21 protein-coding genes, 1 tRNA gene and 1 pseudogene are annotated in these 24,749 nt (G+C 67.3%); 6 read left to right on the top strand and 17 right to left on the bottom strand.

Features of this window, described 5'->3' with window-relative positions; translation table 11 throughout:
• The first annotated feature begins 163 nt into the window (after positions 1-163).
• Positions 164-2,467 (top strand): NADP-dependent malic enzyme, encoded by a 2,304-nt coding sequence (locus tag IEX88_RS10490; protein ID WP_188850557.1) that lies wholly within the window; start codon positions 164-166, stop codon positions 2,465-2,467.
• 105 nt (positions 2,468-2,572) lie between these two features.
• Here IEX88_RS10490 and IEX88_RS10485 read toward each other — a convergent pair whose 3' ends face one another.
• From IEX88_RS10485 to IEX88_RS10470, 4 genes are read right to left on the bottom strand one after another with little or no spacing between them, the layout of a single operon-like run.
• A complete protein-coding gene (locus tag IEX88_RS10485; protein WP_188850556.1) occupies positions 2,573-3,490 on the bottom strand; it encodes an efflux RND transporter periplasmic adaptor subunit in 918 nt (305 codons plus the stop codon).
• Positions 3,487-3,696, bottom strand: coding sequence for a DUF1656 domain-containing protein (locus IEX88_RS10480; protein WP_188850555.1), 210 nt, complete (start codon positions 3,694-3,696; stop codon positions 3,487-3,489). The genes IEX88_RS10485 and IEX88_RS10480 overlap by 4 nt, the downstream gene beginning before the upstream one ends.
• A gap of 10 nt (positions 3,697-3,706) precedes the next feature.
• Positions 3,707-5,788 carry an FUSC family protein gene (locus IEX88_RS10475; RefSeq protein WP_244640033.1) on the bottom strand — a complete coding sequence of 694 codons (2,082 nt, stop codon included), beginning with the start codon at positions 5,786-5,788 and terminating at the stop codon, positions 3,707-3,709.
• Complete coding sequence (locus IEX88_RS10470) at positions 5,785-6,261, bottom strand: MarR family winged helix-turn-helix transcriptional regulator (protein WP_188850554.1); 477 nt, start codon at positions 6,259-6,261, stop codon at positions 5,785-5,787. The genes IEX88_RS10475 and IEX88_RS10470 overlap by 4 nt, the downstream gene beginning before the upstream one ends.
• Before the next feature lie 210 nt (positions 6,262-6,471).
• Here IEX88_RS10470 and mbfA point away from each other — a divergent pair, with 210 nt between their 5' ends.
• Positions 6,472-7,446: an iron exporter MbfA gene (mbfA, locus tag IEX88_RS10465; RefSeq protein ID WP_188850553.1), complete on the top strand. Its 975-nt coding sequence runs from the start codon at positions 6,472-6,474 to the stop codon at positions 7,444-7,446.
• Positions 7,447-7,449: 3 nt separating this feature from the next.
• On the opposite strand, the gene gltX is transcribed toward mbfA, so the two are convergent.
• From gltX to IEX88_RS10450, 3 genes are all read right to left on the bottom strand, one after another.
• Positions 7,450-8,829, bottom strand: coding sequence for a glutamate--tRNA ligase (gene gltX, locus IEX88_RS10460; RefSeq protein WP_188850552.1), 1,380 nt, complete (start codon positions 8,827-8,829; stop codon positions 7,450-7,452).
• Positions 8,830-9,061: 232 nt separating this feature from the next.
• Positions 9,062-9,358, bottom strand: a complete 297-nt coding sequence (locus tag IEX88_RS10455; protein WP_188850551.1) for a hypothetical protein — start codon at positions 9,356-9,358, stop codon at positions 9,062-9,064.
• Complete coding sequence (locus tag IEX88_RS10450; RefSeq protein WP_188850550.1) at positions 9,358-11,019, bottom strand: NAD+ synthase; 1,662 nt, start codon at positions 11,017-11,019, stop codon at positions 9,358-9,360. The genes IEX88_RS10455 and IEX88_RS10450 overlap by 1 nt, the downstream gene beginning before the upstream one ends.
• A 216-nt stretch (positions 11,020-11,235) precedes the next feature.
• Here IEX88_RS10450 and IEX88_RS10445 point away from each other — a divergent pair, with 216 nt between their 5' ends.
• Together IEX88_RS10445 and IEX88_RS10440 are read left to right on the top strand one after the other, a co-directional pair.
• Positions 11,236-11,754, top strand: coding sequence for a DUF1003 domain-containing protein (locus tag IEX88_RS10445; RefSeq protein WP_188850775.1), 519 nt, complete (start codon positions 11,236-11,238; stop codon positions 11,752-11,754).
• A gap of 287 nt (positions 11,755-12,041) precedes the next feature.
• On the top strand, positions 12,042-12,716 hold the full coding sequence (locus tag IEX88_RS10440) for a DedA family protein (protein ID WP_188850549.1): 675 nt from the start codon (positions 12,042-12,044) through the stop codon (positions 12,714-12,716).
• Here IEX88_RS10440 and IEX88_RS10435 read toward each other — a convergent pair.
• The 7 genes from IEX88_RS10435 to rpiA form a co-directional block, all read right to left on the bottom strand.
• Positions 12,670-13,275 carry a hemerythrin domain-containing protein gene (locus IEX88_RS10435; protein WP_244640031.1) on the bottom strand — a complete coding sequence of 202 codons (606 nt, stop codon included), beginning with the start codon at positions 13,273-13,275 and terminating at the stop codon, positions 12,670-12,672. The two genes, IEX88_RS10440 and IEX88_RS10435, sit on opposite strands and share 47 nt — an antisense overlap.
• Before the next feature lie 10 nt (positions 13,276-13,285).
• Positions 13,286-14,077, bottom strand: coding sequence for a DODA-type extradiol aromatic ring-opening family dioxygenase (locus tag IEX88_RS10430; protein ID WP_505625251.1), 792 nt, complete (start codon positions 14,075-14,077; stop codon positions 13,286-13,288).
• 138 nt (positions 14,078-14,215) lie between these two features.
• On the bottom strand, positions 14,216-15,595 hold the full coding sequence (locus IEX88_RS10425) for a class II 3-deoxy-7-phosphoheptulonate synthase (RefSeq protein ID WP_188850546.1): 1,380 nt from the start codon (positions 15,593-15,595) through the stop codon (positions 14,216-14,218).
• Between the two features lie 171 nt (positions 15,596-15,766).
• Positions 15,767-16,396 carry a gamma-glutamylcyclotransferase family protein gene (locus IEX88_RS10420; RefSeq protein ID WP_188850545.1) on the bottom strand — a complete coding sequence of 210 codons (630 nt, stop codon included), beginning with the start codon at positions 16,394-16,396 and terminating at the stop codon, positions 15,767-15,769.
• A gap of 85 nt (positions 16,397-16,481) precedes the next feature.
• The gene (gor, locus tag IEX88_RS10415) at positions 16,482-17,873 is read right to left on the bottom strand and encodes a glutathione-disulfide reductase (RefSeq protein ID WP_188850544.1); all 1,392 of its coding nucleotides are present in this window, start codon (positions 17,871-17,873) and stop codon (positions 16,482-16,484) included.
• Positions 17,874-18,000: 127 nt separating this feature from the next.
• Positions 18,001-18,609 carry a DUF2059 domain-containing protein gene (locus IEX88_RS10410; protein ID WP_188850543.1) on the bottom strand — a complete coding sequence of 203 codons (609 nt, stop codon included), beginning with the start codon at positions 18,607-18,609 and terminating at the stop codon, positions 18,001-18,003.
• A 156-nt stretch (positions 18,610-18,765) separates the two neighbouring features.
• Complete coding sequence (rpiA, locus tag IEX88_RS10405; RefSeq protein WP_188850542.1) at positions 18,766-19,464, bottom strand: ribose-5-phosphate isomerase RpiA; 699 nt, start codon at positions 19,462-19,464, stop codon at positions 18,766-18,768.
• A gap of 201 nt (positions 19,465-19,665) precedes the next feature.
• Between rpiA and IEX88_RS10400 the strand changes: the two genes are divergently transcribed.
• Positions 19,666-20,343, top strand: coding sequence for an HAD-IA family hydrolase (locus tag IEX88_RS10400; RefSeq protein ID WP_188850541.1), 678 nt, complete (start codon positions 19,666-19,668; stop codon positions 20,341-20,343).
• A gap of 276 nt (positions 20,344-20,619) precedes the next feature.
• Positions 20,620-20,694: transfer RNA gene (locus tag IEX88_RS10395), tRNA-Val, on the top strand.
• Positions 20,695-21,664: 970 nt separating this feature from the next.
• Here the strand turns inward: IEX88_RS10395 and IEX88_RS10390 are convergent.
• The 3 genes and pseudogenes from IEX88_RS10390 to IEX88_RS10380 all read right to left on the bottom strand — a co-directional run.
• Positions 21,665-22,186, bottom strand: a pseudogene (locus IEX88_RS10390) (MOFRL family protein); the annotation flags it as partial.
• Between the two features lie 359 nt (positions 22,187-22,545).
• The gene (locus IEX88_RS10385) at positions 22,546-23,511 is read right to left on the bottom strand and encodes a M14 family metallopeptidase (RefSeq protein ID WP_188850539.1); all 966 of its coding nucleotides are present in this window, start codon (positions 23,509-23,511) and stop codon (positions 22,546-22,548) included.
• Positions 23,512-23,535: 24 nt separating this feature from the next.
• Positions 23,536-24,741, bottom strand: coding sequence for an NAD(P)/FAD-dependent oxidoreductase (locus IEX88_RS10380; protein WP_188850538.1), 1,206 nt, complete (start codon positions 24,739-24,741; stop codon positions 23,536-23,538).
• Positions 24,742-24,749: the final 8 nt, after the last annotated feature.

The raw sequence follows: 24,749 nt of genomic DNA, 5'->3' as shown, positions 1-24,749 counted from the left end.
TTGCACGCGTGTGACGTGTCCGAGGTGAGCCCGCGCAGGGAGGACGGCAAAGACCAGTGCGATCGGCCAATCTTTAGCGGCAAAATATCGACGGTCATTTCCCGATCGCGGCTTTATCGGTTATGCACCGGTCGCGACGGCAAGAGCATGAAAGGGATGTGGCATGTCCGAAGACCACAAGGGACCGGAACGCCCGACGACGGGGGATCTCGACGAGCAGGCGCTGTTCTACCACCGCTACCCCCGGCCGGGTAAGGTCGCGATCCAGCCGACGAAGCCGCTGGGCAACCAGCGCGACCTCGCGCTCGCCTACACGCCGGGCGTCGCGGCCCCCTGCCGCGCCATCGCCGCCGACCCGTCGCTCGCCGCCGTCTACACCAGCCGCGCCAACCTCGTCGCCGTCCTGTCGAACGGCACCGCGGTGCTCGGCCTCGGCGACATCGGCCCCCTCGCCTCCAAGCCGGTGATGGAAGGCAAGGCGGTCCTGTTCAAGAAATTCGCCGACATCGACGTCTTCGACATCGAGATCGAGGCGCGCGAGATCGACCACATCGTCGAGGTCGTCGCGGCGCTCGAGCCGACCTTCGGCGGCATCAACCTCGAAGACATCAAGGCGCCCGAGTGCTTCGAGGTCGAGGAGCGCCTGCGGGCGCGGATGAAGATCCCGGTCTTCCACGACGACCAGCACGGCACCGCCATCATCGTCGCCGCCGCCGTGCGCAATGCGCTGGCGCTGAACGGCAAGAAGATCGAGGACATCCGCATCGTCTCCTCGGGCGCGGGCGCGGCGGCGCTCGCCTGCCTGAACCTCCTCGTCTCGCTCGGCGCCAAGGTCGAGAACATCACCTGCACCGACATCGACGGCGTCGTCTACGAGGGCCGCGAGGCGCGGATGGACCGCTGGATGGCGGTCTATGCCAAGAAGACCGAGCTGCGCACACTGTCGGAGGCGATCGAGGGCGCCGACGTCTTCCTCGGCCTCTCCGCCGGCGGCGTTCTGAAACCGCATCTCCTGGAGAAGATGGCCGAGCGGCCGCTGATCATGGCGCTCGCCAACCCGACGCCGGAGATCATGCCGGACCTCGCCCGCGCCGTTCGCCCGGACGCGATGATCTGCACCGGCCGCTCGGATTTTCCGAATCAGGTCAACAACGTTCTCTGCTTCCCCTACATCTTCCGCGGCGCGCTCGATTGCGGCGCCACCTCGATCAACGAGGAAATGAAGATCGCCGCCGTCGACGCCATCGCGGCGCTCGCGCGGGAGGAAGTCTCCGAGGTCGCCGCCAAGGCCTATGGCGCGGACACGCCGGTGTTCGGGCCGGAATACCTCATCCCCTCGCCCTTCGACCCGCGGCTGATCCTGAAGATCGCCCCGGCCGTCGCCCGCGCGGCGGAAGCCACCGGCGTCGCCTCGCGGCCGATCGAGGATTTCGGCGCCTATCTCGACCTGCTCAACCGCTTCGTGTTCCGCACCGGGCTGATCATGAAGCCGATCTTCCAGATCGCCCGGGATTCAGGCAAGCGCGTGATCTTCGCCGACGGCGAGGACGAGCGCGTGCTGCGCGCCGCGCAGGTCATGCTGGAGGACAAGGTCGGCGTGCCGATCCTCGTCGGCCGTCCGGCCGTCATCGTCTCGCGGCTCGAGCGCTACGGGCTGCGCATTCGGCCCGGCAAGGACTTCGAGGTCGTCAATCCCGAGGACGATCCGCGCTACCGCGATTATGTCGACCACTACTTCGGCAAGGTCGGCCGCAAGGGCGTCAATCCCGACACGGCGCGCACCGTGGTGCGCACCAACACCACCGTCATCGCCGGCGTCGCCGTGTCGCGCGGCGATGCCGACATCCTGATCTGCGGCCTCGAGGGCAATTTCGTCCGGCATCTGCGCGACATCAGGCAGATCATCGGCGTCGCCGAGGGCACGACGAAGATGGCGGCGATGAGCCTCCTCATCGGCCAGCAGGGCACGAAGTTCTTCCTCGACACTTATGTCCAGCGCGATCCGAGCGCCGAGGATCTCGCCGAGATGGTAATGCTGGCGGCGACCGAGATCCGCCGCTTCGGCATCGAGCCGAAGGGCGCCTTCGTCTCGCACTCCAACTTCGGCACCGACGAGACGCCGCAGACCAAGAAGCTGCGCCAGGCGCTGGCCCTCGTGCGGGCGCAGGCGCCCGACTTCGAGATCGACGGCGAGATGCATGGCGACAGCGCGCTGAACGAGGCGATCCGCCGCCGCGTGATGCCGACCTCGACGCTGTCGGGCGAGGCGAACCTTCTGATCTTCCCCAATCTCGACGCCGCCAACATCACCATGAACGTCGTCAAGGCGATGACCGAATCGCTGCATGTCGGCCCCATTCTGCTGGGTGCCGCCGTCCCGGCGCATGTGCTGACCCCGTCTGTGACCTCGCGCGGTGTCGTCAACATCGCCGCCATCGCTGTGGCCGAAGCAGTGCAGCGCGGCTGACGGGAGGCACGCCAGCGACCGCCGACGCCCGGCCCGTCAGGACCGGGCGCCGCCCGCCCACCGGAGAGACGGCGGTCGCCAGAGCGCGTCCCGCGTGTTCGCCGACTACTCGGCGGCGGCCACGGCCGGCAGCGAGCCGCCATCGGCATCGCCCCTCGGCCGCACCGTGACGGTCGCGGTCAGCCCGGCGACGAGGCGGATGCCCTCCGGCACGGCGTCCAGCGCCACGCGCACGGGAATGCGCTGCGCGAGGCGAACCCAGGAAAAGGTCGGCGTGACATTGGCCAAAAGGTTCGAGCCGTCGCTGCGCTCGCGGTCCTCGATGCCCGCGGCAATGCTCTCGACACGCCCGGTGAGTTTGGCCGTGCCGGCCATCAGGTCGATCTCGACGGGATCGCCGACGGCGATCCCGGTCAGCTGGCTCTCCTCGAAATAGCCTTCGACGCGCAGCGTCTCGGTGTCCACCAGCGCCATCACGGCCTTGCCGGCCGTGACGTAGTCGCCGGGATTGAGCGACAGATTGCTGACGATCCCGGCCGAGGGCGCGCGCACCACAGCGCGCTCGAGGTTGAGCTCGGCGACGCCGCGATTGCTCAGCGCCTCCTGATAGGCGGCCTCGGCCTGCACGGCGGCCAGTTGCGCCTCCTCGATCGTCTGCTGCGACACGGCGGCCCCCTTGCCGAGCTTGCGGTAGCGCCCGGCATTGCGTTCGGCCTGCTGCAGCGCCGCTTGCTTGTCGGCCAGCGCCGCCTTGGCGAGGTCGAGGGCGAGCTGGAACCGGGCCCCGTCGATCTCGATCAGGACATCGCCCTTGGCGACCGTCTGATTGTCCCGAACGAGAACCGCGCCGACCGGGCCGGAAACGTCCGGGGTGATGCCGATGACGTCGGCGCGCACATGCCCGTCGCGCGTCCAGGGCGTGTTCATGTAGTCGTGCCAGACGTTCCAGCCGACGCCCGCGGCGATCGCGACGACGACGAGGGTGACGGCAAGACGGAGGGTGCGGAGAAGGAAGGCTTTCATGGCGAGACCTGTTGAGCGGCGATGGCGAGGCCCGACAGGACCAGGACGAAAAGAGCGAGATCGAACAGCGCGGGATGCCAGACGAGGCGGTAGAAGCCGGTGCTGGCGAGGACGCGTTTGAGGACGAGATTGAGGCCATAGGCGACGAGCGCCAGAACCAGGATCTTGGGCACGAACACCCCGAAAAGACTGAAGTCTCCGGTCATCGGCGTCTCCTTATTCGGCGGCGAGAGGAAAGGACGAGGCCGGCAGCGCCAGCGGAGCGGGATCCGGTGCCTCGGCGAACAGGGCCAGGCGCAGGCCGACCAGCGCCTGCAGCACGCCGGTTCTGACGTCGCCGGCGGGGGCGGCAAGGCCTTCCGCCAGCGCCGCGTCGATCCGGGGCAGGAGCTCGGTCGCCGCGGGCTGACGGCGACCGGCGAGCGCCTGCGCGCCGAAATTCTCCGCGACGCCGGCGAGTACCGTGCCCAGCGCCGCCTGCAGGGAACGCGGCGCCTCGGGCAGGAGCCGCCTGAGGTCGACGACATTCAGCCCGACGCGCATTTCCACGAGCACGTCCGCCGCGGTGACCTCGCCGCCGGCGCCTTGCGCCAGGCGCGGCAGCAGCTGGCCCAGCCGGTCGAAGACGCGGCCGGCATAGGCCTCCGGCGCGGCGCCGCGTCGTCCCCCGGCGATCGCCGCGATCTCGGCCCAGCCGGCGCGCACGAGACGCCGCGCGGCATAGGCGGCGCCGAAGGGACGCGTCGCGGTCATCCAGACCAAAGCGAACAGGCCGCCGCCGACAGAGGCGATGGACGAGTTGACGAAGCTGGTGAAGTCGGCCGCGTAGATCTCCTGAAGCGACACCAGCGAGGCCGTGTTCACCGCCAGAAGCATGGCGATGAAGAAGAATTGCGGGCGCGTGATCAGCGTCCCGAGAACGAGGAAGGTCGGGGCGAAGGCCAGGACGAGGCCGAGGTAAGTGTGGACGTTCGGCAGGATCGCGAAGAGGTAGATGCCGGCGACGCCGGCGCTGACCGCGGTGAGGATGGTCAGCATCCGGATCTGGGGCACGGGATTGTCGGAGGTGGCGAAGAAGGAGCAGGACACCGCGGCGATGATGACGAAGCCTGCCCCCTGGTCCCAGGCGGAGGTGATCCACACCACGCAGGCGACGAAGGTCGCGAGCACCGCAGACCCGGCCGAGAACGCCATCAGGCCGAGATCGAAATGCGGCACGGGCGAGGCCACCGTCGACAGCCGCAGGGGCTGGCGACGGCCGGCATCGCGGCCGGCGAGGATCTGGGCGCGCAAGACGTTGGCGTCCTGCCAGAGATCGACGATCTCCCGGAGCCGCGCGCCCGCACTGGCCAGGATCAGCGCCTGCCAGTCGCTCCGCTCCCCCTGGTCACCGAACAGAGGCACGAGCCGGCCGCGCAGCACTTCGGCCAGAGCGGCATCCTCCGAGGCGCGGTTCCCGGCAGGCGTCGCGCCGACCCAGGCGGCGATGTCGGCGAGCAGGGTCTTGCGCTCGTCCGTCATCAGGCCGAGGCGGCGGACGGTGCGGAGCCGGTCGGCCAGCGACGACAACAACGGCGGCAGCACGGCCAGCCGGGCGCGAAGGTCGCGGGCGTGGCGCACCACCGCCCGCATCTCCGGATCGTACTGGAGCTGGCTGATCAGGGCGTCGAGGGCGCGGACGTCGGTGGCGAGGCGGGCGCTTTCCTGCAGCCGCTTCGCATCGTCGGTGGCGGCGAGCACGGCGGCGATCCAGCCGCCGGCATCCTTCTGCCAGCCGCTGACCATGGTGCCGATCAGCGGCCCGATCTTGCCCGGCAAGACGAGCGCGTTGACGAGACTGGCGCAGACGATGCCGAGCCCGATCTCCTGCGACCGGGCGAGAGCGATGTCGAAGACGGTCGCGGGATCGCCGACGGCGGGCAGCGCGATCAGCGGCAGACTGTAGCCCGCCAGCATGAAGGCATAAGCGCGCGGCGTCCGGTCGAGGAAGGAGAGAAACAGCAGCCCGCCGGTCCACATCGCCACGACGGCGCTGAGGACGAGCGGCGCATTGACGAAGAGGGGCACGAAGAACACGGCAGCGGCAGCGCCGGCCAGCGTGCCGGCAAGACGGTAGACTGCCTTCGAGCGGGTGGCGCCCGACAGCGGATGGGCGACGATGAACACGGTCGCCATCGCCCAGTAGGGCCGCGGCAGGCCAGCGGCGAGCGCGATATAGAGGGCGAGCATCGAGGCGGCGAAGGTTTTCGCCGAGAACAGCCATTCGCGTGCGGTCGGCGGAGCGATGCCGAAGATCACGCGCCCGGCTCCCTTTTCCCGGCGACCGGGGTCGCGGCACGGCCGTCGAAGGTTTCGAAGGCGGAGAAGACCCGCAGCGTCGCCTCGAGATCCTCCCGCGAGATCCCGTTCAAGACCTCGGCCCGCAGGCCGATGAGATCCTGGCCGATGCGCTCGACGGCGGCCCTGCCCTTGTCGGTCAGCCACAGCGTTTTCGCCCGCCGGTCGACAGGATCGTCGCGGCGCTCGACCAGGCCGCAGCTGCAGAGCTGGTCGAGAAGGCGCACGAGCGAGGGTCCCTCCATGCCGACCTCCTCGGCCAGCGCGCCCTGACGCAGGCCGTCGCCGAGCCGGCCGATGGTCGCCAGTGGGTGGGCGCAGGCTTCGGAGATCCCGTGCTGCACGGCGATGTCGCGCACCAGTCGGCGCCAGTGGCGCCCGACCCGGTGGATCGCCGTCGTCAGGTTGAAGCGGAGGTCGTCATCCCTTGTCATGACAAACTAGATAGGATGCTACTAGATAGGATGCAATCTTCAAAGAGAATGATCTCGCTTTCGTGAGAGAGCCGGGTGTCCGCCAGGCGCGTCGGTGCCGCCGCGCCGCGTCGGGCGGGAGCCGCCTCCGCGACCCGCCACGGATTTCAATGACAGACCGGCCCACTTAGTTTAGAACTCTTCTAAACTGGTATGAAGGACACGAACGTCATGATCTGGTTCTCCAATGGTCGCAAGCGCTTCTCCGAGCTGACGGAGCAGCAGGTGCTGGCGCTGGCCATCTCCTCCGAGGAGGACGACGCCCGCATCTATGCCAGCTATGCCGAGCGGCTCGGCGAATTCCCGGCCTCGGCCGCGGTCTTCCGGGCGATGGAGGCGGAGGAGAACGAGCACCGGCGGGCGCTGATCGCCGAGCACGAGCGGCGATTTGGCGGCGCGATCCCGCTGATCCGGCGCGAGCATGTGGCCGAGTATTTCTCCCGCAGCCCGGTCTGGCTCGTCGCCAATCTCGGCCTCGACCGCATCCGGGAGGAAGCCGAGCGGATGGAAGAGGCCGCCTGCCGGTTCTACGACGCGGCGGTCAAGCGGGCGACCGACCCGTCGACGCGGCGGCTGTTCGGCGATCTCGCCGAGGCCGAGCGCCAGCACAAGGGCAAGGCGCACGACCTGACCGAGACCCTGCTAGACCCGCAATCGCGCGAGGGCGAGGACAAGACGGCGCGGCGGCAGATGATCTTGACGCTCGTCCAGCCCGGCCTCGCCGGCCTAATGGACGGCTCGGTGTCGACGCTCGCACCGATCTTCGCCACCGCCTTCGCCACGCAGGATCCGTGGACGACGTTTCTCGTCGGCATCGCGGCCTCGGTCGGCGCCGGCATTTCCATGGGGTTCACCGAGGCGGCGCACGACGATGGCGTGCTGTCGGGGCGCGGCTCGCCGGTGAAGCGCGGCTTTGCCTCCGGCATCATGACGGCGGCGGGCGGCCTCGGCCACGCCCTGCCCTATCTCATCCCCGATTTCTGGACGGCGACGATGATCGCCTTCGCCGTGGTCTTCGTCGAGCTCTGGGCGATCGTCTGGATCCAGCACCGCTTCATGGAGACCCCGATCGCCCGGGCCACCGTGCAGGTCGTGGTCGGCGGCGCGCTGGTGCTCGCCGCCGGCATCCTCATCGGCGGCGGCTGAGCGTCAGTCGGCGGGGCGGCGCGCCATGGCCCGCTCACGGCCGATCAGCGGCAGCAGGTCGGCCAGTTCCGGCCCATGCTCGAGGCCGGTGAGGGCCAGCCGCAGCGGCATGAACAGCGCCTTGCCCTTGCGCCCGGTGGCGGCCTTCATCGCGCCGGTCCATTCCTTCCAGGTGTCGCGCGACCAGGGCTCGGGCGGCAGGAGGTCGAAGGCGGTGTCGAGGAAACCGTGATCCTCCTCGGCGAAGACGGCCGGCGCCGGCAGCGCGCCGAAGACGACGTCGCGCCAGGCCGCCGCGTCGCCGACGCGGGCGCAATTGGCCCGGACCGCCAGCCAGAACGCTTCTGCCTGCTCTCCCGGCACGTCCATCGCGGCCAGCCGGTCGGCCACGGCGGCATAGTCGAAGCCGTGCACGAGTTCCGCATTCAGCCGCTCGACCTCGGCCGGATCGAATTTCGAGGCCGACGCCGAGATGTCGGAAAGCTTCACCCGCTCGCCCAGCGCCTCGAGGCTCTCCACCGCCTCGATCGAGCCGGACAGGCCGACGAGGGTCGCCAGCGAGGCGACCGCCATCGGCTCGATGCCGTCGGCGCGCAGCGAGCGCAGCGACAGCGCGCCGGAGCGCTTCGACAGCCCCTCGCCGTCCAGAGTCGTCAGGAGGTTGTGGTGGCCGAAAGCCGGCGCCTGATGGCCGAGCGCCTCGAACAGCGCGATCTGCACGCCGGTATTGGTGACGTGGTCGTCGCCGCGGATGATGTGGGTGACGGCCATCTCGGCGTCGTCGACGACCGAGCAGGGCGTGTAGAGATAGCTGCCGTCCTCGCGCACCAGCACCGGATCCGACAGCGAGGCGAGATCGACGGCTTGCGGGCCGCGCACAAGGTCGTCCCAGGTAACCTCGGTGCGCACCGGCTTCTGCGGATCACCGGCGAAGTTCGGCAGGAGGAAGCGCCAGTGCGGCGTCCGCCCCTCGGCCTCCAGGGCCGCCCGCTCGGCGTCGCCCAGCGTCAGCGCGGTGCGGGCGTAGACCGGCGGCAGGCCGCGCGCCATCAGCCGCTTGCGCTGGCGATCGAGCTCGTCGGAGGTCTCGTAGCAGGGATAGAGCAGCCCCTTCGCCTTCAGCGACGCCATGGCCGCGTCATAGGCGGAAAGACGCTCCGACTGGCGGTGCACCGCGTCCGGCACGATGCCGATCCAGGCAAGATCCTCCAGGATCGACTCGGCATATTCGGCGCGCGAGCGCAGCGTATCGGTATCGTCGAAGCGCAGGATGAAGGTCCCGCCCTCGCTTTGGGCGAACAGCCAGTTCAGCAGCGCGGTGCGCAGATTGCCGATGTGGATGTAGCCCGTGGGCGACGGGGCGAAGCGGACGGTCGGGCTCATCGGAATGCTTTCATGGTCGAGGTGGCAGCTGAGAAGCGTGGCGGATGGCCTGCCCCCCTCTGTCCTGCCGGACATCTCCCCCTCAAGGGGGGAGATCGGTCAGATTTTGAAACGGCATCGAAAAGGCCGGAGAAAACCGTAAGAACGATCGATCTCCCCCCTTGAGGGGGAGATGCCGGCAGGCAGAGGGGGGTGTGCGACCCGCCTCCCGCCGAAAGCCTCGCCGAGAAACTCACCCGGCCATGCCGACCGGCGCGCCCGTCACCAGCAGCCAGATCAACAGCACCGCGCCCGTGCCGAAACAGATCGCCGCCTGGAAATACTGCCGCGCCGCATAGCGCCGGCTCGGCTCCATCTCGCCGCCATAGGCCTCCGCCTTGGGCGCCTTGAGATAGTCGGCGGCGACGAAGCCGGCCGGCTTACCCACTTCCTGAAAGATGCGGCGCATGGCGAGGAGATAGCGGACGGCGAACAGCACGCCGAAGACGAGGAGGATGTAGGCGATCGATCCCGCCGTCATCGTTTCCATCAGCTTCCCTCGCGATAGCGGTTGGTAATGGGATAGCGGCGGTCGCGGCCGAAATTCTTGCTCGTTACCTTCACCCCCGGCGCCGACTGCCGGCGCTTGTATTCGGCGAGATACAGGAGGCGCTCGATGTGCCGCACCGTGTCGCGGTCGAACCCTCGGGCGACGAGATTCTCGACGCCGCCGTCATGCTCGACGAGATGCTCCAGAATGGCGTCGAGAACGGCGTAGGGCGGCAGCGAATCCTCGTCCTTCTGGTCCGGGCGCAGCTCCGCCGAGGGCGGCTTGGTGATGATCCGCTCGGGGATGACCATGCCGCCGGTACCGCGCGAGCCTTCGGGCACATTGGCGTTGCGCCAGTGCGCGAGGCGAAAAACCTCGGTCTTGTAGAGGTCCTTGATCGGGTTGAAGCCGCCGTTCATGTCGCCGTAGAGCGTGGCGTAGCCGACGCTCATCTCGCTCTTGTTGCCGGTGGTGGCGACCATCGCCCCGGTCTTGTTGGAGATCGCCATCAGGATGACGCCGCGCGTGCGGCTCTGGATGTTCTCCTCGGTGACGTCGGGCTTGAGCCCCTCGAACAGCCCGGCCAGCGAGGCCGTGAAGCCTTCCACCGGCTTTTCGATCTCGACGATGTCGTAGCGCACGCCGAGCGCGCGGGCGCAGGCCTCGGCGTCCTCGAGGCTGGTGGCGGCGGTGTAGCGGTAGGGCATCATCACGCAGTGCACCTGCTCGCGCCCCAGCGCGTCGACCGCCATCGCCGCCACGACGGCCGAATCGATGCCGCCGGACAGGCCGAGCACGACGCCCTTGAAGCCGTTCTTCTCGACATAGTCCTTGAAGCCGAGAACGCAGGCGCGCCAGAGCGCCTCATCGGCCTCCGGAATTCTCGCCGTCGGTCCGTTCTCGCAGACCCAGCCCTCCGCGCCGCGCCGCCATTCGATGACGGCGACCACCGCATCGAACTCCGGCAGCTGGAAGGCGAGCGTGCGATCGGCCTGGAAGGCAAAGGAAGCGCCATCGAACAGAAGCTCGTCCTGGCCGCCGATCATGTTGGCATAGACGAGCGGCAGGCCGGTCTCGATCACCTGGCGCAGCGCGACCTGGTGCCGGACGTCGAGCTTCTCCTTGTAGAAGGGCGAGCCGTTCGGCACGAGCAGGATTTCCGCCCCCGATTCGGCCAGCGTCTCGCAAACGCCGAGATCGCCCCAGATGTCCTCGCAGACCGGGATGCCGAGGCGCAGGCCGCGAAAGTTCACCGGGCCCGGCATCTCGCCGGCCTGGAAAACCCGCTTTTCGTCGAACTCGCCATAGTTCGGCAGGTCGACCTTCGAGCGCCAGCCGAGGATCTTGCCGCCGTCGGCGATGGCGACGGCGTTGAACAGGCCGGACTCGCTGCGCAGCGGGCAGCCGATGATGACGCCCGGGCCGCCGTCCGCCGTGTCGGCGGCCAGCTCCTCGACGGCAGCCATGCAGGCGGCGACGAAGGCCGGCTTCAGAACCAGATCTTCCGGCGGGTAGCCGGAGATGAACAGTTCGGTGAACAGCACCAGCTCGGCGCCCTTGCGGGCCGCTTCTTCCCGGCCCTTGCGCGCCAGCGCCAGATTGCCGGCGATGTCGCCCAGCACCGGGTTGAGCTGGGCGATTGCCAGTTTCAGTGAATTCACGCCTGCCGCTCCTTGTCAGATGGCTCGAGAGTGTCGGCCGGAATGCGCGTTCCACAATCCTGCCACCGCCTCATATCAACACCGACCCCGCGGCGCGAGGCCATGCTATCGATCCATCCGCCCCATGGGCGCCCAGCACCGACAGACCGGAGACGACCCGTGACCCATCGCCCTGCCGCCGAGACCGTTTTGCGCTGGCTCGGACGGCCGCACGACATGCTGGAGCCGGGCGAGCAGCGCGTCCTGCACAGCGCGCTGTCCGGCGAAATCCTCGCCCACGACGTGAATGCCGCGGTCTCGGCACAGGCCTCGTTCGGCGACCGGCTGGCCGATGCCATCGCGCGGGTGGGCGGATCCTGGGGCTTCATCATCGGGTTCTTTGCCTTCCTCGCCTTCTGGGTGGTGACGAACACGGTGATCCTCATGGCCCGGCCTTTCGACCCCTATCCCTTCATCTTCCTGAACCTCGTTCTGTCGATGATCGCCGCGGTGCAGGCGCCGATCATCATGATGTCGCAGAACCGGGCGGCGACGCGCGACCGGCTCGATGCCAGCCATGACTACGAGATCAACCTCAAGGCCGAGATCGAGATCCTGGCCTTGCATGAAAAGCTCGACGCGATGCGGCACGAGGACCAGCGGCGGATCGAGGACCTTCTGGTGCGGATCGGCGAACGGCTGGCCGTGGTGGAGTCACGCCTCACCGACGGCGCTTCGCAGCGCGAAAACCACTGACGCCGCCGATCTCGGCACGAGCGGATGGCCAGATCTGCCTCGGCATCGCATGCGTGCCGCTCAAGTCGCATGATCATTCCCGAAAGCCGGAAGGCCACCTTTCGGGATCATGCTCTAGCCACGGCGCGTTGCCCGAAATAGAACGCATCACTGCGCGACACAGGCCCGCGGCGGCCTTGCGGTTCGCCGCGCGGCCGGCCACTTACCGCCGGTGATCGGACGGGTCACCGGCGCGACCTTAGGGCTGTCAGACAGCACCGCCCCGCGGCGATGCGAGTGGAGTTGACGTGTACGAAATCCTCAACCTGATCAGCCATTACGGCCTCGTGATCGTGCTTGTCGGCACCTTCTTCGAAGGCGAGGTCTTCGCGATCATCGGCGGCTTCCTCGCCTATCGCGGCTCCTATCCGCTCGAGCTCATCGCGGCCCTGGCCTTCATCGGCTCGTTCACCGGCGATCTCTCGGTCTTCCTGTTCTCCCGCTTCTGGTCCGGCCACCGCTGGGTGGCGCGCTGGAAGGCGCGGCCGAAATTCGCCAAGGCCTTAAGGCTCGTCGATCGCTACCAGGCCTTCTTCGTCATCGTGAACCGCTACATCTATGGCCTGCGCATGCCGGGCCTGATCGCGCTTGGCCTCTCCTCCATCAGCATTCCGCGGTTTCTCGTCCTCAACTTGATCGGCGCGGCGCTCTGGGCCGGGCTGTTCACGACCATCGGCTATGCCTTCGGCTACTCCATCGGATCGGTCTTTGCGCGGCTGGAAATGATGGAGCGCGGCGTCGGCATCACGCTGGTCGTCATCGCGGTCGCGCTCGCAGCGTGGTTCGCCTGGAGACAGTGGGGCCCGATCCTCGCCGATCGCTGGCGCGAACGCCGCCAGGGGACGAGCGACATCGAGAATGCCGACCTCGCGCCGGTCAGATCCCGATCGCCGCTTCCCCGCGATCGAGGATCAGAGGAATGATCAGGTCCTCCTCGTCCGCAAGGTGCCGGATCAGCCGGCGCAGCAGCCGCTCGCTCGCATCGGCATAGGCGTCCGCCGCCCATCGCACGCCGTCTCTCGGACTGCCCGCCGCATCCTCTTCCGCGGCGAGGAACCGATTGGCGGTCTCGGCCGTGGCGAGAAGGTCGTCGTGGATGACGCCGTGGTCGTTTTCCAGAAGGTCGAAGCCGTGCGCCAGCGACCGCTCCGCCGCCTGGAAGGCCGGAAAGTAGTGCTGGTCCTCGATCTGGTGATGGCCTTCGAGGTTCTGCAGGAAGAAGCCGAGTCGCGGCGCGAACCAGCGGCGGAAGGCGGGAATATCCACCCGCCCCTCGCGGTGGTCGGCAAGGCCCGCCGACAGGGCGCTGCCGAGCTCGCGGAACATGTCGTGCCGCTCCAGCCAGAAGCGCGCGGTCGCACCGAGATTGGCGTGCCCCATCCAGACGTCGCGCGGATAGCGTGTTAGCAGCGCCCTGAGGTCCGGTGGGAGACCGGGGCGGGCGTCGAGATCGACGGTCTGCATCGGAAGAATGCTTTCCATGAGGGCAGGCTCAGGCGAAGGCGAAGGCATCCATGGCCAGAACCCCGAAATCCTGGCTGGTGTGGAGCCGGCGCGCCGTCGCGCCCACGCCCGCGGCCCCGAGCGCGACATACAGCGGCATCAGGTGTTCGTCGGTCGGGTGGTTCTCGGCGGCATACGGTGCCTGGCGGCGGTAGTCGACCAGCGCCGCAGTATCGCCCGCCAGAATCCTGTCGCTCATCCAGGCCGAGAAAGCCGAGACCCATGCCGGCGTCTCCGCCGTGCGATCGCCGACGCGCAAGCGCGCAAAAGCCTCGCGCAGATTGTGGGTGAAGGAGCCCGAGCCGACGACGAGGATATCCTGCGCCCGCAACCCCGCGAGCGCCCGGCCGAGCGCCAGATGATGGCGCGCGTCCAGTGCCGGGTCGATCGACACCTGCACCACGGGAATGTCGGCCTCCGGGTAGATCAGCGACAGCGGCACCCAGGTCCCGTGGTCGTAGCCTCTCCCGGTCGCCACAAAGGCGTCGAATCCGGCCTTGCGCAGATCGCCGGCGATCTCGGCGGCGAGCGAGGGATGGCCGGGCGCGGGATAGCGGATCTGGTAGAGCTTTTCGTCGAAACCGCCGAAATCGTAGACCGTCTCCGGCGCCGCGTCGCCGCTGACGAGCACCTTGTCGCTCTCGAAATGCGCCGAGGCGACGACGATGGCCTTGGGCCTCGGCAGACCGGCCGCCAGTTCGCGCAGGAAGGCGGTAGCCTTCGTCTGCGCGAGCGCAATGTCGGGAGAACCATGGGAGAGAAACAGGGTCGGCAGCATCAACGCGCTCCTTTTCCCTGAGATAGCCGATTGCCGCCGCAGCGATTAGCCGCCGGGGCCAAGACGCAGCGTTCATCGAACCGATGGGCCGTGCCTTGCGCGACGGGCCGGCGGGACAAGTCCCGCCGGCCGATCAATGGCTCAGATGCTGGCGACGCGCTTCGGCGCCATCGCCTCGAGATCCTTCTTCAGGAGCTCGGCGACGAGGAAGGCCAGTTCCAGCGCCTGCGTCGCGTTGAGGCGCGGGTCGCAATGCGTGTGGTAGCGGTCGCTGAGGTCCTCGGCGAGGACCGGGCGCGAGCCGCCGGTGCATTCGGTCACGTCCTTGCCGGTCATCTCGATGTGGATGCCGCCGGCATGCGTGCCCTCGGCGCGGTGCACGTCGAAGAAGCCCTGGACCTCGGACAGGATGCGGTCGAAGGGCCGCGTCTTGTAGTGGTTGAGGGTGATCGTGTTGCCGTGCATCGGATCGCACGACCAGACCACTTTCCGGCCTTCCTTCTCGACCGCCCGGATCAGCCGCGGCAGATGCGCTTCGACCTTGTCGTGGCCGAAGCGCGTGATCAGCGTCAGCCGTCCCGCCTTGTTCTCCGGGTTGAGGACGTCGATCAGCCGGATCAGCCCCTCGGCATCCATCGACGGGCCGCATTTCAGGCCGATCGGGTTCTTGATGCCGCGGCAGAACTCGACATGGGCGTTGCCGAGCTGGCGCGTGCGGTCGCCGATCCAGATCATGTGGCCGGAGGTCGCGTACCAGTCGCCCGAGGTCGAATCGACGCGCGTCATCGCCTGCTCGTAGCCGAGCAGCAGCGCCTCGTGGCTGGTGAAGAAGTCCGTCTCGCGCAGCGCCGGGTGGGTCTCGGCGGTGATGCCGATCGCCCGCATGAAGTTCATCGTCTCCGAGATGCGATCGGCGAGATGCCCATAGCGTTCGGCCTGCGGGCTGCCGGACAGGAAACCCAGCATCCATTGGTGAACATTGTCGAGATTGGCGTAGCCGCCCTGCGCGAAGGCGCGCAACAGGTTCAGCGTCGCCGCCGACTGCCGGTAGGCCTCGATCTGGCGCTCGGGGTTCGGGATGCGCGAGGCCTCGTCGAACTCGATGCCGTTGACGATGTCGCCGCGGTAGGACGGCAGCGATACGCCGTCCACGGTCTCCGTGCCCGAAGAGCGGGGCTTGGCGAACTGGCCGGCGATGCGCCCGACCTTCACCACAGGCGAGGAGGCGCCGAAGGTCAGCACCACGGCCATCTGCAGGAAGGCGCGGAAGAAATCGCGGATGTTGTCGGCGCCGTGCTCGGCGAAGCTCTCGGCGCAGTCGCCGCCCTGAAGCAGGAACGAACGGCCTTCGGCCACCTCACCCAATGCCTTGGTGAGCTTGCGGGCCTCACCCGCAAAAACCAGCGGCGGAAAGCTCGCCAGGCGCTTTTCGGTCTCGGCGAGCGCGACGGCATCCGGAAATTCCGGCATCTGCTCGATCGGCTTGTTGCGCCAGCTCGTCGGCGTCCAGTCCTTGGCCATGTCTCTCTCTTTCGACGTCACGTCACGCTGCCGGTCGCCGGCGCCAGAGGCGCGGGCGATGGTCTGGCGGATCATTGATCGAGGCCGGCTTTCCGATGCGGCCCTCGACACTGCGCATATAGGATGGAAACGGGGCGATTGTCATCCGCGCAGCGTGGCGAAGGAAGGCCTTCAGTCCGCCGGACGGAAGTGCGCGCCGCGGGCGATCACCAAGCGGTCGAAGAACTCCGCCTCGCCGGCACCCAGTTTGACCGAACGCGGATAGCGCGGCGTCATCCGGTCTTGCACGATCCCGGTCTCGAAGCCTTGGGTTTCCGCCACGAAGCGCTCGACACCGGCGCGGCCATAGAGCGACAGGAAACCCTGCAGCACGGCGTCGAGATAGGACTGGAGGATCAGCGCGCCGGTCTCCGCCGCCGTCGCGCCGGGCGAGATCGCCTCGTAGATGTGGACGGGCGCCGCGGCGGGCGCGGCATCGACAACGAGACCGGCGCCGTCGACATCGCGCCGGATATAGCCCGCCTCGCGCTCGTCGACCGCGGCCAGATGATCGGCATGATCGTAGACAACGACGCCCTGCGTCGCATGGCCGGGATCGGGCCGCGCCGACAGGAGCGCGATCCCCGTCTCGCTGCGCGGCAGCCAGAACCGGCGCCAGCCGGAAACCTCGGCGCGGCGGATGGCGAGAAACTTGGTGCGCAGCGTCGCCCGGTTGACCAGCGAGCCGTAGCCGAAATAGGCGACGACCTGCCCCGCCTCGGCCAGCTGGTGAAAGTCCGGATGGTCCTCGTGGATGTCCATGGCGCCGCTCCCGTCGCTTTTTTTCGCACCGGCCCGCCCGCGCCCGGCCCTCCCGGGTCGAGGGCACAAGGGAGACGTGGGGGCGCTAGACCTTTTCGCCGTCCTTCAGCCGGTAGGTCGGCTCGTACATGGTGACGAACTCCTCGGCCATGGTCGGGTGCACGGCCATGGTCCGGTCGAAATCGTCCTTGGTAACGCCCGCCTTTACCGCAATGCCGAGGAGCTGGCTCATCTCGCCGGCATCGGGACCCAGCACATGGGCACCGACGACGCGGCGCGTCGCACCGTCGACGACGAGCTTCATCAGCATCGGCTCGTCGCGGCCGGCGAGCGTGTGGCGCATCGGCCTGAAGCGGGCGCGGTAGATCTCGACCTCGGGAAACGCCTTGCCGGCCTGCGCCTCGGTCAGCCCGACCGTGCCGATCTCCGGCTGCGAGAAGACGGCTGTCGCCACGCTCTCGTAGTCCGGCCTGGTCGGGCGGTCGCGGTAGACGGTCTCGATGAAGCACATAGCCTCGTGGATGGCGACGGGCGTGAGCTGCAGCCGGTGCGTCACATCGCCGATGGCGTAGATGCTGGGAGTGGTGGTGCGGGAATAGTGGTCGACGACCACCGCTCCGACCGCGTCGAGCGCGACGCCGGCGGTCTCGCAGCCGAGATTTTCCGTGTTTGCCTTGCGGCCGATGGCGAGCATGACCTGGTCGACCTCCAGCACCTCGCCGCCGGCCAGATGCGCAGCCAGCCGTCCGCCCTCGCGCTGCTCGACCTCGGTCACGAGCTCCTCGCAGCGCAGGTCGATGCCCTTGCGCACCATCGCCTGGTGCAACTCGTGCCGGATCTCGTCGTCGAAGCCCTGCAGGATCTCCTTGCCGCGGTAGATCAGCGTCGTCGCCACGCCGAGGCCGTGGAAGATATTGGCAAATTCCACCGCGATGTAGCCGCCGCCGACGATGACGATCGCCTTCGGCAGTTCGGCGAGGTGGAAGGCCTCGTTGGAGGTGATGCAGTGTTCGGCGCCGGGCAGGCCCGGATGCGGATTGGCGCGGCCGCCGACGGCGATAAGGATATGCCGGGCGGTAAACCGGCGGTCGTCATCGGTCATGCGGACCGTGTGTGGGCCCTCGAGCACAGCGCGCCCGACCAGAATCTCGGCGCCGGACTTTTCCAGATTGGTCCGGTAGGCCTGCTCCAGCCGGTCGATCTCGCGGTCCTTGTTGGCGATCAGCGTCGGCCAGTCGAAGCGCGTCTCGCCGACCGTCCAGCCATAGCCGCGCGCGTCTTCGAAATCCTCGGAGAACTTCGAGGCATAGACGAAGAGCTTCTTCGGCACGCAGCCGCGGATGACGCAGGTGCCGCCATACCGGTATTCCTCGGTGATGGCGACGCGCTTGCCCAGCGCCGCCGCCCGCCGGGCAGCGCGGACACCGCCGGAACCGCCACCGATGACGAAGAGGTCGTAGTCGTAGGTCTCGCTCAAGGCAGGGTTCCCGGAACCGAGGAATCGGCCGACATGCGGTTCTCGCAGATCCGCCGAGAAAGATCGCCCGGCTCCGCCCGTCGGTCGCGACCGGCGGGATCTCGGTCAGGACGCCGACAGAGGGTGCTTACTGGGCCGTCGTCGTGCCGGCGGCGCCCGCATCGCCGGCAATAGCCGGCACCGTCGGGGTCGCCGGGGCCGCGGGATCGGTCAGCGGCACTGCCGCAGTGTTCATCGACGCGGCGAGCGAGGCCATGCCTTCGGCAGCGCTGGACCTGAGATCGCGCACGATGCCGTTCGACCAGACGTCGGCGGCCGCCATCACCTCGCGCGAAGCGACGGGCCCTTGGGCGATCAGCTTCTTGCCGGCGGCGGACTCGTAGAAGGCCGCGATGTCCTTCAGTTCCTGCTCGGTGAACAGGCGAGCGTAGATGCGGGCCACCTCGTTTTCGAGGTCGGCACGACGCGGCGCCAGGGCCAGGGCCCGGTCGTCGACCATGTCGGAAATCTCCGACTGGATATTGGGATTGTTGCCGATCAGATCGGCCTTGATCTGGGTCGCCGCGTTCATCAGGATATTGTCGAACTGGTCGGTGCTGTCGATCGCCGCAACGGCCGCGCGCGCCGCCGACAGATGCTCGGGCGTCGCGTCCTGGGCCTTCGCCGGCGCGATCGCCATGAGACCGGCAGCTGTCAGGGCCAGCAGACCGCGGCGCATCATCTCGTTGAGAACCATGAAAGTTCCGTCTCCATCCGTTGTCGGTCCCGAAACCGCTGGGTGGTACCTACCCAATCAGCATGCTGTCTAGCAAGCCCTGAAGGTTTCGGGCAGGGCCTGGGCGCCAACCTCCCGACGTGAAGCCCGTCGCCGGCACGGCCGAAACCGCGCCGTTCATGCCCGCTGCAGCACGGTGACGCCCTCGTCGCTGGCGATCACGGCAAAAGTCGCCAGGCCGAGGAAGAGACCGTGCTCGACGACGCCCGGCACCGCGTGAAGCGCCGCCGAGAGCGCTTCTGAATCGGGAATACGGCCAAATGATGCGTCGAGGATGAGGTGGCCGCTGTCGGTGATCGCGGGCCCCTCGCCCGCCTTGCGGAGCACGATATCGCCGGAAAGACCGAGCCCCGCGGCCGCCTTGCGGATGGCGAGATAGGTCGACATCATGCCGAAACCGTTGATCTCGATCGGCAGCGGAAAGGCGCCGAGCGTCTCGACCTGTTTGGTCGCGTCCGCGATCACGATCATCCGTTCGGAGGCGGCCGCGACGATCTTCTCGCGCAGGAGGGCGCCACCGCCGCCCTTGATCAGCCGCAACGCCGGATCGATCTCGTCGGCGCCGTCGATGGTCAGGTCCAGCGCCGGCATGTCCTCCAGCGTCACGATCGGGATGGACAGGGAGGCGCACAGCGCCGCGGTGCGCTCCGAGGTGGCGACGCCGGTGACGCGCAGGCCGCCCGCCACCTTCTCGCCGAGCGCGCGGATGAAGGCTTCGGCCGTCGACCCCGTGCCGATGCCGAGTCGCATGCCGTCCTCGACATGCGCCAGCGCCGCCTGGGCCGCCCTGTCCTTCAGCGCCGCGACATTCGCCATCCCCGTCTCCCCGTCCGCATCGAATTCCTGGCCCTGCTCTAGCGCGAAAGGCCGGGGGTGTCGAATGAAGCGGCGCTTGACGGGCGCCGGGCGAGGCCGCATCACGTCCGGCGTCGGCGCGCCGTTTCCGGCGGGGCCGGAGGGCCAGTCCGGACGGCCGGATCCGGCCATCGCCGGCCGATCCAGCCTGGGAGAAAAACAGTGCAGCCGATTGCCGTCTTCGATCTCGACGGGACCCTCGTCGATACCGCGCCGGATCTGACGGCGAGCCTCAATGTCTGCCTGGAGGCGGAGGGACTGGCGCCCGCGACCCTCGCGGCGATCCGCCCGCATGCCGGTCATGGCGCCCGGGCGATGCTGCGGCATGCCTATGGCCAGGCCGGTGTGGCCCTGTCGGAGGCCGACACCCTTCGGCAACTGGAACGTTTCCTCGGCCACTATGCGGGCCACATCGCCGATCGCTCGCGGCCGTTCCCCGGGGCCGTCGAGGCCCTCGACCGTCTCGCCGCGGCCGGCTACCGCCTTGCCGTCTGCACCAACAAGACCGAGGCGCTGGCCCGGCTGCTTCTGGAAGCGCTCGGTCTCGACCAGCGCTTCGCCGCGATCTGCGGCGCCGATACTTTTCCGGCCCGCAAGCCCGATCCCCGGCATCTTCTCGGCACGATCGACCGCGCCCGCGGCAGGGCGGAACGGGCGCTGATGATCGGCGATACCGCGACAGACACGGACGCCGCCATCGCCGCGACCGTCCCTTGCGTCCTCCTCGACTTCGGCTATGCGCCGGACGCGCGGGCGAAGGCCGACGCCGATGTCGTCATCGCCCACTTCGACCACCTCACGGTGGATCTCGCCGACCGGCTGACCCGCCGCCGCGACTGACCGCGTCACCGATGGCCCCCGGCCCCGGCCCCGCTCTCGGTTGCCTCAGCACCGGTATCCCCGTCTCCGGCCGAACCGCCAAACGGCCGAACGGTGCCACCGGCAGCCGGTGCCGGCCTCTCCCGCGAACGGCCCCCGGCGAGGGTTCTTGCCGCCTTCGGCGACAGTTCCGCCCGGCTCCGGCGATTCCTTCGTCTTCGGCCCATCGCGATATTGACCTGCGCGCCCCGGTGGCTCTATATCCGCGCACCGTGGCGACTGTTCGCAGCCGCCGGCGGGCGCGTAGCTCAGTGGGAGAGCACCTCGTTCACACCGAGGGGGTCACAGGTTCAATCCCTGTCGCGCCCACCACCGTAAGTCCTTAATTTCATTAGCATACTCTCAAGCTTGAAATTTCGGCACCTTTTTCTTTCGATAGATATTCCGACAGAAACGTCTCTTACGGCGTTGTCATTCCGTGAACCGCTCCCGTCGTTTCACGGTTCGATTCGACGTCATGTGATTGCTACAGCCGTAGAGGGTCGCTAGCAGCTCATCATTACCCGCGAAGAGAACCGTGCACCTGTCGGTAGGCGAGCGGCGCGGGCATGAGCTTCCCCTATGGCATCCAAGAAGCCCCGCCCGGCGCCAAAAGCCGACTCCCTTTCTACGCGCCGACAATGTCCAGGTCGCCGACATGTCGTTCTGGCAGCTCTTGCTATCGATCCATCCCCACAGCCGCGACGACCTTGCCAAAGGACTCGTCGGCGAGACGGCTATGCCTCTGCAGACCCTGCTGCACGGCTCACCGCTGGCCTGCCTGCAATTCGGTCAAGGTCGAGATGGTTCTCTCGCAGTCGGCGCTCGACGGGCAGCATCCTGGACATCTTATTGCCGATGGAGGTCTTATCGGCGACCTGGCCTACAACCTTGAACCTAGATCGACTGTCTCTCGTCCGCGGCTCGCTGCCCGAGACGCGTCTGCTGATCACCTCAGCCGCTGCGATTTCTGGTCGGCGATGATAGGCGAGGTGCATGCTGCAAAGCGTCTGAAAGCCGAATTCGGCCCTATGCCCGGCCTCGCCCCTATTTCATCGATGCGCTCGTCGAGCACGGCGAGTTGCTGAAAAATCCGAAAGTCGAACACGCAGAGTATCGCCCTGGCTTCGGCACTCACTTGCTACCACGCGCCGCTGCACGGTCAGTCCGTGGCCTGGAGCGCGTCCTGATCGAACTCAAGGATATCTACGAGTGGGGCAAAGCAAGCCGCGATGCCATCGAAAATACTGTTTGCGCCGCGGACGCATTCCAACCTAATCGAGGTATGCCTCGACGCCCCAGACTATCTGAGCATAACCGCTCGAAAGTCATTGACGTTCGTTCCAGTGGGCCCGGTCGTAAGAAGATCGCCTATCGCCTCAAATGCCGCCCAGCTATCATGGCCAAGCAGCTTTTTCTTCGCATCGATCCCAGCCGCCCGCATTCTCATAACCGATGCACCGTCAGCAAAGGCACCGGCGTTGGCTTGCGAGCCATCGATTCCGTCGGTGTCCGCGGCCAAAGCATGGATCGAATGGAATCCTTGAATGCCGAGTGCAAAAGACAGCAGGAAGGTGCTATTTCGCCCCCCTCGCCCGTAAGGGGCGGATCCAAATGTTACGGTCGTCTCTCCTCCGGACAGTAGCAGGATAGGCTTCGTGAACGGCCGGTCTCTGAGGGCGATCTCGCGCGCGATGGCGGCGTGAACCTGCCCGACGTCGCGGGCCTCTCCCTCGATTGAGTCTGACAGGATGATGGCATCCATGCCGACGCTGAGCGAATGCGCCGCTGCAGCCTCTAGCGACAACGCGGCCGACGCGATGACTGTTTCCAAGCCCAATCCGCGCAGGCGAACACCGACTACGAGCATGTCGCAGCCGGTCTGCGGAGCCTGAACGTTCCAGCCCCTGCCCCGTCACCGACCTACCGGTCGCGCAAAGATTGGGAGCTGCGGTCATGCTGCCGAGCGGACTGCGTCGCAGCAGCCTTGGCCTTTCTGCGACACCGTCAAATTCCTCAGGGCCACGGTACAGAGGTGTGGTGAGACAGAGGGCGGGGTTCCGAGCTGGCCCAGCAGCGGGGTAAAGGCCGCTTCTATTTTCGGCTCCTGGCCACGCTTCTGCCCGCTGGGCGATGGCTCGGCTGCGCCTTACCTCTGGCTGCCGCAAGGCCTCCGGATAGGTCTTAGTTCATGAGAGAGCCGGTATTGCTGATCAGCGCACCGGCCTTGACGAAGGCATTCGCATTGAGGCGCAGGACATAGCCGTCGACGTTGGAGCGGATCTGCAAGCACTCGCCGTCGCCATCAGACACCGGGTGAAGCAGCGCCAGAAGTGCGCCCCTGCGGACAAACTCGCCCAGGGCGACGACATGCTGCACGATGCCGTCACGCGGGGCCGGGTTCTGGTTTTCTTGACCGACACGCACGCGGATCGGCTCAACCGTTGAGGCGGCAATGGTCGAGCGGATGACACCGACTTTGGCGAGACCCCGCATCAGCGCGTCATGCAGTTCATCCAGCTCGGCGGCATCAAGGGCGCCGCCGCTGCCCCCTTCCGTCTCGATAGAGGCCAGGTTCTGCGCGAGGGCGCAGCCGACTGCGGTCGAGGGCACGCTGTCGATGTATTGGATGAACCGGGTGCCCCAGCCCTCCATCAGCCCTTCGAGTTGGTTTTCCGAGACTGCGCAGCGAGGGTTGGTAAAGCCAAAGATCAGGGGCACGACCGTGTACTCGGTTCCGCCGGCATGAAGATCGATGAGGAGATCGCAGAGGGGGAACAGCTCATCGGAAAGAAACTTTGACAACCTCTGCGTTGCGGTGCCGTCCGCATCCCCAGGAAAGGTCCGATTCATATTGGCGTCATCGATGGTGGATAGGCGTGAGCCCTTCTGCGACCCGGGAAAATTGATGGAAGGGATGATGATCAGCCGGCCCGTGACGGTGCCCGGGTCGATCTCCCTGGCCAGGCGGCGAAGGACAACCTGCGGCTCGTACTCATCGCCATGGATGCCGCCACAGACGAGGATGGTCGGACCGTCTCCATTGTCGATGACTGTCATTCTGTCCGGCAAAAAACGGTTGCCCTCGGCGATGACGTCGTTGAGGTCGCGGGTCGAACGACCGGCGGCCGTTGTGAGTATCGGAGTCATGGGTGTGGTCACTTTCGGCTGGGCTCAGGCGGTCAGCGCAAGGCGCGATGGCTGGACGGAAACCCTTGGCGACAGCGTGAAACGGCTGGGAGAGAAGGGCTCGAGATCGGCCGGTTTGTCGCCCGTTTCCGCCCAATCGGCGAACAGTTTGGTGAAGCCGAGCGAAATCGCGAAGCCATGCCCGGACCAGGCATAGCCGTAATAGAGGTTCGGCAGGTGCTGCGGCCGGTCGATGATCGGAATGTCGTCGAGCGCATTGGTATCGACCCGTGTCGCGTCGACCTGGACGAATTCCGACCGGTCCAGGAAGGGGAACGTCATGATCGAGTCGGTCAGGTTGATGGCGGTCGCACTGAGCGAGCCGGTGTCCACCCGCCCGTCCTTGTGGGAAACGCTGACGCCGCCCGACAGCATGATCGTCCCGTCCGGCAACTGCTTGATCGCCAGCCGCCGATGCGCGTGGGAGACGAGGTGCTTGATCACGTGGTTTTCAGGATTGGTCACATACATCATCTGCGGCATCAGGTTCCATGTCGGGGGCAATGCCCCCTGTCCGACATGCTCCGCAAGGAGCTTCGGCGCACCGACATTGCTCAAGACGAAGAGCTTGTCGCCGACACCGATCTCCTCGCCATCGACCAGGCGGACGGCGCGGATCCGGCCACGGTCGGCCAGAAGGGCCGACACTTTGGCCATGGTGCGGATCGTCGCGCCGGCCGCCTCGGCCGCCTTGGCGAACTGGCGTGTGGCGAAGGTGTGGTCGCCGACACCGTCATTAGGACAGTACATGGCGCCGACGATGGATCGGCTCATTTCGGGCTCGAGCGCGAAGACTTCGTCACGCGACAGGATTTTGCTGGGGGTGCCGAGCGCACTCTGGATGGCGGCCTTGGCTTCCATACGCCCGCGGATTTCATGCTCGCGGTGGCCGTAGGGCAGATCGAAGACTTGGAGTCCGCCGACCCGGCGATATCCCACGCCCCCCTCGAACTGCTCCTGAAAGACCTGCCAGCGGTCGATCGACAGCGATACGACCGGCAGTTCACGGATGTCGCGGTTGTTGGCGCGCACGCCGCGCTCGCCAGGCCCGCCTGAGGCGCCCCCCGCGATTTCCCCGCCCTCCAAGAGCAGCACGTCACGTCCGCGGCTGGCGAGTTCGTATGCCAGGCTGGTCCCGTAAATTCCGCCGCCGACAATGACGATCTCGTGGGTGCTCGTGACCTTGCTCATCAAAGACT

Origin of the sequence: Aureimonas glaciei (assembly GCF_014643375.1) — a bacterium.
GTDB classification, from domain to species: Bacteria; Pseudomonadota; Alphaproteobacteria; order Rhizobiales; family Rhizobiaceae; genus Plantimonas; species Plantimonas glaciei.
Note: the sequence above shows the minus strand (reverse complement) of the source record. Positions and strands in the feature narration are given on the sequence as shown.

What these genes read in the sequence shown, in the direction of transcription:
- IEX88_RS10490 (WP_188850557.1), top strand. Translation starts at nt 164, where the DNA reads ATGTCCGAAGACCACAAGGGACCGGAACGCCCGACGACGGGGGATCTC.
- IEX88_RS10485 (WP_188850556.1), bottom strand. Translation starts at nt 3,490, where the DNA reads ATGAAAGCCTTCCTTCTCCGCACCCTCCGTCTTGCCGTCACCCTCGTC.
- IEX88_RS10480 (WP_188850555.1), bottom strand. Translation starts at nt 3,696, where the DNA reads ATGACCGGAGACTTCAGTCTTTTCGGGGTGTTCGTGCCCAAGATCCTG.
- IEX88_RS10470 (WP_188850554.1), bottom strand. Translation starts at nt 6,261, where the DNA reads ATGACAAGGGATGACGACCTCCGCTTCAACCTGACGACGGCGATCCAC.
- mbfA (WP_188850553.1), top strand. Translation starts at nt 6,472, where the DNA reads ATGATCTGGTTCTCCAATGGTCGCAAGCGCTTCTCCGAGCTGACGGAG.
- gltX (WP_188850552.1), bottom strand. Translation starts at nt 8,829, where the DNA reads ATGAGCCCGACCGTCCGCTTCGCCCCGTCGCCCACGGGCTACATCCAC.
- IEX88_RS10455 (WP_188850551.1), bottom strand. Translation starts at nt 9,358, where the DNA reads ATGGAAACGATGACGGCGGGATCGATCGCCTACATCCTCCTCGTCTTC.
- IEX88_RS10445 (WP_188850775.1), top strand. Translation starts at nt 11,236, where the DNA reads ATGCTGGAGCCGGGCGAGCAGCGCGTCCTGCACAGCGCGCTGTCCGGC.
- IEX88_RS10435 (WP_244640031.1), bottom strand. Translation starts at nt 13,275, where the DNA reads ATGGAAAGCATTCTTCCGATGCAGACCGTCGATCTCGACGCCCGCCCC.
- IEX88_RS10425 (WP_188850546.1), bottom strand. Translation starts at nt 15,595, where the DNA reads ATGGCCAAGGACTGGACGCCGACGAGCTGGCGCAACAAGCCGATCGAG.
- IEX88_RS10420 (WP_188850545.1), bottom strand. Translation starts at nt 16,396, where the DNA reads ATGGACATCCACGAGGACCATCCGGACTTTCACCAGCTGGCCGAGGCG.
- IEX88_RS10410 (WP_188850543.1), bottom strand. Translation starts at nt 18,609, where the DNA reads ATGGTTCTCAACGAGATGATGCGCCGCGGTCTGCTGGCCCTGACAGCT.
- rpiA (WP_188850542.1), bottom strand. Translation starts at nt 19,464, where the DNA reads ATGGCGAATGTCGCGGCGCTGAAGGACAGGGCGGCCCAGGCGGCGCTG.
- IEX88_RS10385 (WP_188850539.1), bottom strand. Translation starts at nt 23,511, where the DNA reads ATGACTCCGATACTCACAACGGCCGCCGGTCGTTCGACCCGCGACCTC.
- IEX88_RS10380 (WP_188850538.1), bottom strand. Translation starts at nt 24,741, where the DNA reads ATGAGCAAGGTCACGAGCACCCACGAGATCGTCATTGTCGGCGGCGGA.